8 protein-coding genes and 1 pseudogene are annotated in these 8,669 nt (G+C 59.3%); 5 read left to right on the top strand and 4 right to left on the bottom strand.

Annotated elements, in window-relative coordinates:
* The first annotated feature begins 236 nt into the window (after positions 1-236).
* Positions 237-1,139 (top strand): sulfite exporter TauE/SafE family protein, encoded by a 903-nt coding sequence (locus CF137_RS18405; protein WP_139720887.1) that lies wholly within the window; start codon positions 237-239, stop codon positions 1,137-1,139.
* On the opposite strand, the gene CF137_RS18400 is transcribed toward CF137_RS18405, so the two are convergent.
* A complete protein-coding gene (locus CF137_RS18400; protein ID WP_139720886.1) occupies positions 1,054-1,869 on the bottom strand; it encodes a hypothetical protein in 816 nt (271 codons plus the stop codon). The genes CF137_RS18405 and CF137_RS18400 overlap by 86 nt on opposite strands.
* 212 nt (positions 1,870-2,081) lie before the next feature.
* Entirely contained in the window at positions 2,082-3,368 is a 1,287-nt protein-coding gene (gene hemL, locus CF137_RS18395) for a glutamate-1-semialdehyde 2,1-aminomutase (protein ID WP_139720885.1), read from the bottom strand.
* Between the two features lie 244 nt (positions 3,369-3,612).
* On the opposite strand from hemL, the gene clcA reads away from it, so the two are divergent.
* The 3 genes from clcA (at position 3,613) to erpA (ending at position 6,226) form a co-directional block, all read left to right on the top strand.
* The gene (gene clcA / locus CF137_RS18390; RefSeq protein ID WP_139720884.1) at positions 3,613-5,001 is read left to right on the top strand and encodes a H(+)/Cl(-) exchange transporter ClcA; all 1,389 of its coding nucleotides are present in this window, start codon (positions 3,613-3,615) and stop codon (positions 4,999-5,001) included.
* 91 nt (positions 5,002-5,092) lie between these two features.
* On the top strand, positions 5,093-5,788 hold the full coding sequence (locus CF137_RS18385) for a DUF6776 family protein (RefSeq protein ID WP_042658046.1): 696 nt from the start codon (positions 5,093-5,095) through the stop codon (positions 5,786-5,788).
* An 87-nt stretch (positions 5,789-5,875) separates the two neighbouring features.
* Positions 5,876-6,226, top strand: coding sequence for an iron-sulfur cluster insertion protein ErpA (gene erpA, locus CF137_RS18380; protein ID WP_042020983.1), 351 nt, complete (start codon positions 5,876-5,878; stop codon positions 6,224-6,226).
* 137 nt (positions 6,227-6,363) lie between these two features.
* Here erpA and nhaC read toward each other — a convergent pair whose 3' ends face one another.
* On the bottom strand, positions 6,364-7,773 hold the full coding sequence (nhaC, locus tag CF137_RS18375) for a Na+/H+ antiporter NhaC (protein WP_101323519.1): 1,410 nt from the start codon (positions 7,771-7,773) through the stop codon (positions 6,364-6,366).
* Between the two features lie 295 nt (positions 7,774-8,068).
* Between nhaC and CF137_RS22335 the strand changes: the two are divergent.
* A pseudogene (locus CF137_RS22335) lies at positions 8,069-8,273 on the top strand (hypothetical protein).
* Here CF137_RS22335 and CF137_RS18365 read toward each other — a convergent pair.
* Positions 8,268-8,540: a late competence development ComFB family protein gene (locus CF137_RS18365; RefSeq protein ID WP_101323520.1), complete on the bottom strand. Its 273-nt coding sequence runs from the start codon at positions 8,538-8,540 to the stop codon at positions 8,268-8,270. The pseudogene CF137_RS22335 and the gene CF137_RS18365 overlap by 6 nt on opposite strands.
* Positions 8,541-8,669: the final 129 nt, after the last annotated feature.

Genomic DNA, 8,669 nt, shown 5'->3' with positions numbered 1-8,669 from the left:
TGGGACATAGCCTTTTTTATTATGTCCTTTGGCACAGGTGGTCGTCGCGAAAGGACCATAACAACGTGCTCAGGACCCGGCCTGTTGGCCTCAGTAACAAGTATTAGCAGAGTCGTTCGACTTCCATCTTGGAAAATTTCAACTCCTCCTGACTGGCTGTGACGCTTGCTTAATTACAGCCAAGACTTTTTCTGTGCCCTGCCTTAGAATCGCCGCCCGGTGCAGGAGAAACCCATATGTTAGTTGATATTTTACGGATTATTTTTATAGCCGGTGGCCTGGCATTTGTCTTTATGCTGGTGCAAGCCTGCTGGCAGAAGAAGCGTAACGGTACGCTCGAATCTACGCCCTTCTGGCCGGTGGCGTTGATCGGTGGGGTTGCCAACTTCCTCGATACCCTGGGGGTGGGCAGCTTTGCGGTAAAGACCGCCTGCTACAAGCAGTTCAAGCTGATCGATGATCGGGTGCTGCCGGGTACACTCAATGGGCAGTGCGTGTTGCCGACCGTGACCCAGTCGCTGATCTTCGTCGGTGCAGTGGCGGTAGATCCACTGACGCTGATCACCATGATGATTGCCGCCGCAGCTGGCGCAGCCTGGGGCGCCCGTCATGTGGCCTCGTTTGATCGACAGACTATCCGGCTGGTGATGGCCATCTCCCTGCTGGTTGTCGCCGGGTTGATCTTTGCCGGTCTGTTGGGTCTTTTCCCTGTTGGCGGGGATGCGATGGGGCTCGGTGGCTACAAGCTGTCGATCGCCCTGCTCGGCAATTTCATCTTCGGGGTGTTGATGAATGTCGGCATCGGCCTGTTTGCCCCCTGCATGACGCTGGTCTATCTGCTGGGGATGAATCCGCTGGCGGCGTTTCCGATCATGATGGGCTCCACCGCAGTGCTCAGTGTCTTCTCTGCAGGCACCTTTATCCGCAAAGGGGCGTTCGATGCCAAAGCGGTGCTGGCGGTGGCCATCTTCGGTCCCATCGGTGTGGTGCTGGCCGCCATGCTGGTCAAGTCCATGGACATGGAGATGTTGAAGTGGCTGGTTGCCTTTATCGTCATCTATACCTCCTGGACCATGTACGCCTCCTGGCGGGCGGCGCGTCGCTCCCCTGTGCAATTGGCGGTGGAGAGCGCAGGCTAGCCTGTACCAGTGCCGCTTCGGCCTTGGCCCCCAGAAAGACATAGAGGCCCAGCGCCAGCAGCAAACCCACCGCACACCCCATCACCCCGACCGCAGGCCAGAGCAGCTCGCTCTGGCCGAGCGAGCCTTTGAACAGCAGCAACAGCCCCTCGATGGAGACCGCGATCAGAATGGCGGCGATAAAGCGGGTGATGGTGCGGCGAATGGCGCTGTGACGGAAGATATCCTTATGCAGCAGCACCTCCTCTTCCAGAATAGTCTTGCCCAGATCGAACACCGCCAGTGCCAGCGTCAGGAAGATGATGGCGCTAAAGGCGCCGAGCTGGTTCTGCTGCTCACCGCACAATAACTGGTAGAGCTGCTCCAGCCCGTGCCAGATCAGGGTGGCGACGATGAGAAACAGCGCCATGCTGAGCACCACATAGACAGCCTTGAACCAGGGCATGGCGCGGCGGCGCTCCCTGTCCCCCATCAACCAGCCAATCAACTGATTCAGACAGACGGTGATCTCCCGCCCTTGCCCCTGCACGATAAGATGCAGCCGGTTATGGGCAGCCGGTACCGCAGGCTGGATGCACATCGGCCCCTGATAGCGGTCGATGCTGACAACAAAGGGATACCTCTTGAGCGAGGCAAGGGGGGCGCTGAGCAGCCCCAGCAGTAGCGGGGTCAGCTCCTCCTGATACTCCTGATAGCGCCGCAGCACATCGATGGGGCTCATCTCTGCCATATGGACCTCGGTGACGTGGGCTCTGTAGCGGATGTGCAAATAGTGGGCCTGCTTTATGACAGGGATGGCGGGGCAAGTTGCACCAGAGGATGGCAAAACGACGAATGACGAGGGGGGAATGCACCAGAAATGGGCGTGCCGCCCTGAGTGATGACGGATGCACTGTAATAGAAAGGGCCCGTGACGGGCCCTTTGTGACAACCTGCGGCGATTTAGCCAGCCAGCTTGGCGAAGCTGCGCTCGGCGGCGGCCAGAGTATGCTCAATCTCCTTGTCGCCGTGAGCCAGTGACAGGAAGCCCGCCTCGTAGGCGCTTGGCGCCAGATAGACACCCTCTTCCAGCATCAGATGGTAGAAGCGCTTGAAGCGTTCCATATCGCAGCGGGTGACCTGCTCGTAGCGGGTGATCTCAGTCTCTTCGGTGAAGAAGAAGCCGAACATGCCGCCGACGTAGTTGATGGCGAGCGGGATACCGTGCTTGGCGGCGGCCGCTTTCAGCCCTTCTGCAACCCGCGCAGTCTTGGCGTTCAGCTGCTCATAGAGGCCCGGCTCCAGCAGCAGATCCAGCATGGTCAGACCGGCTGCCATGGCCACCGGGTTGCCGGAGAGGGTGCCTGCCTGATAGACGGGGCCGGTCGGGGCAATGTATTGCATCACCTTCTTCTTGCCGCCGAAGGCGCCCACCGGCATGCCAGCACCGATGATCTTGCCAAGGGTGGTGAGGTCGGGCTCGATGTTGTAGTGGCCCTGAGCGCCGCGCAGGGAGACGCGGAAGCCGGTCATCACCTCGTCCAGGATCAGCAGGGCGCCGAACTCATCACAGATGGCGCGCAGCCCTTCCAGGAAGCCGGGTACCGGCGGGATGCAGTTCATGTTGCCAGCGACCGGCTCGACGATGATGCAGGCGATCTCGCTGCCGTACTGGGTGAAGGCTTCGCGCACCGACTCCAGATCGTTGAACACGCAGGTGAGGGTGTGCTTGGCGAAATCGGCTGGCACGCCCGGGCTGTTGGGCTGGCCCAGGGTCAGGGCACCGGAACCTGCCTTGACCAGCAGGGAGTCGGCGTGGCCGTGGTAGCAGCCCTCGAATTTGACGATCTTGTCGCGGCCGGTGTAGCCACGGGCCAGACGGATGGCGCTCATGGTGGCTTCGGTGCCGGAGTTGACCATCCGCACCTGCTCCATGGAGGGAACGATCTGACGGACTTTCTCGGCCATCAGCACTTCGATTTCGGTCGGCGCACCGTAGCTCAGCCCCTTCTCAACGGCCTTGATGACGGCGGCCTTGATGGCAGGGTGGTTGTGGCCGAGCAGCATGGGGCCCCAGGAGCCGATGTAATCCACGTAGGCCTGACCATCCACATCATAGAGATAGGCGCCATCGGCATGATCGATGAAGCGGGGCGTGCCACCGACCCCATTGAAGGCGCGGACCGGTGAGTTGACGCCACCCGGAATGGTCTGGCGGGCCTGTTCAAACAGCTGATCTGATTTTGACATGGATCATCCTTAATGGGATTTTGGGCGTCACACAAGGGATTGCAGCCGATTGAGACTCGGCAGGCCGGGGCATGAGGAGTATGCTTTGCGCTCTCGCCACCTGGACTCTCGGTCTGCTCCCGTGACAAAAATTTAACGGGCCGACTATAGCAGAAAGCCCCTGCCCTGGGCAGCCGAGCAACGCGCCGGGTGATCCTGATCTCAGCTAGCTGACGATGTGATTTTTCCAAGTTGGTGTAACAAGATGGCGCAACAAGCTCTCTCCTCTGAACCCGATACCTCTTCGCGGGGGCCACTTTCCCGCATTATCCGGCAAGACAAGATGCCCTTGCTGGTTCTGCTGCTGGCTGCGCTGGTCGGCACCCTGGCCGGACTGGTGTGCGGCCTGTTTGAATCGAGTGTCTACTGGCTGGCAGAGCAACGCATCGCGTTGCTGGCCGACCGTCCCTGGTGGCAGCTCGGTCTGCTCGGCTTTGGCTTCAGCGCCTTGCTGGGGTTTGTCGGCTACTTCCTTACTCATACCTTTGCCCCGGAAGCGGGGGGCTCCGGCATTCCCGAGATCGAAGGGGCGATGGACGATCTGCGCCCGGTGCGGTGGTGGCGGGTGTTGCCGGTCAAATTCTTCGGTGGGATTTGTACCCTGAGCTCCGGCATGGTGCTGGGGCGGGAGGGGCCCTCGGTGCAGATCGGCGGCAACCTCGGCAAGATGGTGGCGGATATCTTCCGACTGCCCAAAGAGCATGGCCACGCCCTGCTGGCCGCCGGTGCGGCGGGCGGTCTGGCGGCAGCCTTCAATGCGCCGCTGGCGGGCATCCTGTTTGTGATGGAGGAGATGCGGCCGCAATTTCGCTACTCCTTTCTGGCCATCAAGGCGGTAGGGATCTCCGCCATCATGGCGACCCTGATGCTGCAGAACATGAAAGGGCAGGGGGCGGTGATCACCTTGCCCCACTACGATGCGCCAGCCCTCAAGGCGCTCTGGCTATTCCTCTTTATGGGGGCCACCTTCGGGGTGCTGGGCTTTGTCTTCAACAAGCTGGTGCTGGCCTGTCAGGATGGCTATCTGGCGCTGCATCAGAACAAGCGCCACCGCTTCGTGGCCATCGGCATGCTGGTCGCCGGAACGTTTGGGGTGCTGTCGCTGTTTGCCCCCTCGGTGACCGGCGGTGGTACCGAGCTTATTCCCCATCTGATGGGAGATGAATATGCAATGGCGACCCTGTTCCTCATCTTCTCGGTGCGGCTGGTCGCGACCCTCATCTGCTTCTGCTCCGGTGCCCCGGGCGGGGTGTTTGCGCCGACCCTGGCGCTGGGCACCCTGTTTGGCGTGCTGTTCGGCCATCTGTTTCATGCGGCGTTTCCCGAGCTTGGCATCGAACCCGGCGCCTTTGCCATCGCCGGGATGGGGGCGCTGTTTGCCGCCACCGTGCGTGCCCCCATCACCGGCATCGTGCTGGTCACCGAGATGACCGACAACTATCAGCTGATCCTGCCGATGATGATCACCACGGTCGGGGCGACCCTGGTGGCCCAGTGGCTGGGTGGCCGACCCATCTATTCCCAGATCCTGGAGCGAACTTTACGGCTCGCCGCGCGTCAAAAGCGGGGAGATGGCAGCGCCACGGCCAGTTAATTTTTCCCTTTATCGCCTTTGGCTCCGGTCCGGGCGGTATAGTGAAGGGAGAGGCGCTGCCGTAAATGGCGTGATAACGGGATGAGGGGCTATGTCCAATCTATTGAAGTTATTGGTCGTGTTAGCCGTTGGCGGGCTCATCGGTTACTTTGCCGGTAACCGTCAGGAGCTGGCCCAGAGCAGCCTGTTGGTGGTGCAGCAGGAGACGCTGGATCGCCAGGGCAAGGCCATCGGTCAGCTCAAGACCGAGCTGGGAGTGAAAGATACCCAGCTGGCGACCCAGCGGGCAGCCTTCGAACAGTTGCAGACCACCCTGAAGAGTCAGGAGGCGCAGGTACAGGAGCTCAAGCGCCAGCTGGCCTTTTTCGAGCGGATCATGCGCCCCACCGGCGAACAGGTGGGGGTGGTGATCGACAACCTGACCCTGCAGGAGACCAGCATTCCCGGTCGTTACCACTACCGTCTCGCCCTCACCCAACCGGCCAAGAAGCGTGAGCTGTTTCGTGGTCAGGTGCAGATCAGGGTCGAGGGGAGTCTGGCAGACAAGCCGAAGACGCTGACGGGGCGGGATCTCGGGATGAAAGTGAGCGAGTGGCGCTATGCCTTGCGTTATTTCCAGCTGCTGGAAGGGAACTGGCAGTTGCCGGAAGGCTTTGTGCCTGATCGGATCCGTGTCACCATCAACAAGGATGGCAGGCAACCGGCGCAAGAGCTGCTGGTTGAGTGGGGTGAGGTGATCAAGCCGCTGGTCGCCGCACCGCCTGCTCCGGTTCCCGCTGCTGGTTAAACGTGGTGAATACTTGAACTGAATGGTCGGGTATTAGATAATTTCACGGTTTCCATGTTTGTGGATCTAATGGTTGTGAGGTCAGTAATGAGTGCAGTAGCAGAAGCCCCGCTGCCCATCCAGATGACGGATGCGGCGGCCAATAAGGTGAAGACCCTGGTCACCGAAGAAGAGAATCCCGAGCTGAAGCTGCGGGTGTACATCACGGGTGGGGGCTGCTCCGGTTTCCAGTATGGTTTTACCTTTGATGAGAAGATCAACGACGGGGATACCGTGGTCGAGAAGAACGGCGTCACCATGGTGATCGATCCCATGAGCCTGCAATATCTGGTAGGCGGTAGTGTGGATTACATCGAGGGTCTGGAAGGTTCACGCTTCACCGTGACCAACCCCAACGCCACCACGACCTGTGGCTGTGGCTCCAGCTTCTCCATCTGATCGGCGTTATCAGTCTGATGAAACGGCTCTCGGCGACGAGGGCTGTTTTTGTTTGCGGGCTCTGGGATGACGGTCAAACAGCATCCCTCTGAAACAACAAAGGCGCCTTGATGGCGCCTTTGTTGTTTCAGGATGACTTAGCGGGAGCTTGCGGCCGCGACCAGCGGGATCCGGTTTACCCCTTTGCCCATATAGGCGAGGGACACGGTCACTATGATGCAGGTGAAGCTGAGCCACATGTAGGGCAGGTAGTCGAGGGTCGCGACCCCCAGCACCCCGGCCATGAAGATGCCGTTGTCGCTCCAGGGCACCATGCCGCAGGTGAGGGTGCCACCGAACTCGGCGTTGCGAGAGAGGTTCTTGCGTGCCAGTCCCAGTCGATCGTAGTTCTTGGCCATGATCTTGGGGGTCAGGATCAGCGACACATACATGGCCGAGCCAAACACGTTGGCCAGAAACGCGGTGCCGATGGTGTGGCTGGTCAGGCTGCCGACGCTGTTGATGCGCTTTTCGAAGGCACTGGCGATCACGTCCAGAATACCGACCTTCTCCAGCAGGCCACCAAACCCGAGACCGAAGATGATGACCGCGACCGAGCCCAGCATGGACTCCATGCCGCCGCGACCGAGAATGTTGTCGATAAAGTCGATGCCGGAGGTGATGGCAAACGGACTATAAGCCGAATGCATCGCCTTGACCGGATCCATGCCCTGGAAGGCGATGGCCCAGATCAGGCCCAGCAGGGCGCCGAAGCTGATCACCGGGAAGGCGGGCTTGCGGTTGGCCAACAGGCCCAGCACCAGTATCACCGGCACTATGGCCAGCGGGGTGATATTGAACTGACTGTCGAGCGCCTCCATCACCAGATTGACCTGCTCCAGGCTGACATTGCCTGAGTACTGCATGCCTACCACGGTGAACAGTACGGCGGTGATGATATAGGAGAGCAGGCTGATGGGCAGCATCCCTTTGATGTGCTCCACCACGTCGACGTTGGACATGGTCGAGGCCAGCACCACGGAGTCGGAGAGCGGAGAGAGCTTGTCACCAAAGTAGACGCCAGAGAGCACGGCACCCGCTACCAGCGGCGCAGGCACGCCGAGGCTGTGGCCGATCCCCATCATGGCGATACCGGCGGTGGCGGCAGAGCCCCAGGAGGTGCCGGTGGCCAGCGAAGTCAGCGAGCAGATGATCAGGGTCGCCAGCAGGAAGATGGACGGGTGGATCACCTTGAGGCCGAAGTAGATGATGCTGGGCACAATGCCGCCAGCAATCCAGGTGCCGACCAGGGCACCGACGGAGACCAGGATCAGGATGGCCCCCATCCCCTTGGCGACGCCATCAACGGCTGCCTGTTCCAGGGATTTGTAATCGTGGCCGAGTTTGATGCCGAGCCCCATGATAACGAACCAGGCGATGAACAGCGCCAGCTGGATCGGCAGATCGAGCACGCTGGTGAACGAGAATGCCAGTGCCAGGAAAATGGCCAGACAGGCAAACACCTGTGCCATGCCCGGTAGTCGGATGTGGTTTTGTTGGTTTTGCATAGATACTTCCTAAACTCTTGCTCGCCAAGGTCGGTCCCTCTCGTCCTGTGGATACACGTATCCCGAGGGGCCAACCCAAAAAGAGGCCGCAATCTACCACAAACCTGGTGGGTTAAAGCCCCATCAAATTGGTAAAAATGCACATTTGATTGAAAAAATCACAAATTAGTTGATCTCATAACCCGTTTTTGAGCGCCCTGTTGACAGGGTTGGCCACATACGACACTGGCTCACCACGGGACTTGCAGCCCTGATAGATGCTGATTCTTATCAATGGTTGGTGGAGGATAAAACAATGCGCTGGCTATTGCGGGGGATGATGTTGCTGGTGGGGCGTACTCGCATGGAGTCAGGATAAAGCGTTTGGTTTCTGGAGTGCCGGTTTTCTGCTGGCGGCCAAGGAGATGCTGGAGCCCGGATTGTGGCCTGCCTTGATCTTGCTGCCAGTGGCCGGGTTGACCGGTATCGTCACCTTGCTCTGGCAGCAGTCCAGGTTATGAGGTCTTGACAGGAGCCTGCATGATTTTCTGCAGTGCCAGCGTGAGTGCATCTAGCACCAGTCTCTCCATCTCGGTGCGTTTGGCATCGGTCAGGAAGTAGATCATGTCGACATTGTGGCGGATATAGTGGGAAGGGAGCTGATTGAGGGTCAGGCAGCAGAGGTCGGCCATCTGATCGCCGGTGAGGGTCTGTTGCAGGTTTTGTTTTTCAATTTCCTTGAGTACCAGATGTTCGTAAAAGTTGTGAATATCGGTATCCAGTATCATATGCATTCCTTGGTATGACGATCGGTGGGAGTTGTCAAAAGCATAGTCATAACAAGGAGTAAAAACAAAAGGCCCGTCACTTTCGTGAAGGGCCTTTTGCAAAAATGAATGGTGCGAAGAGAGGGACTC

The organism is Aeromonas sobria, from assembly GCF_006243315.1.
In the GTDB taxonomy this organism is placed as follows: Bacteria; Pseudomonadota; Gammaproteobacteria; order Enterobacterales; family Aeromonadaceae; genus Aeromonas; species Aeromonas sobria_A.
Note: the sequence above shows the minus strand (reverse complement) of the source record. Positions and strands in the feature narration are given on the sequence as shown.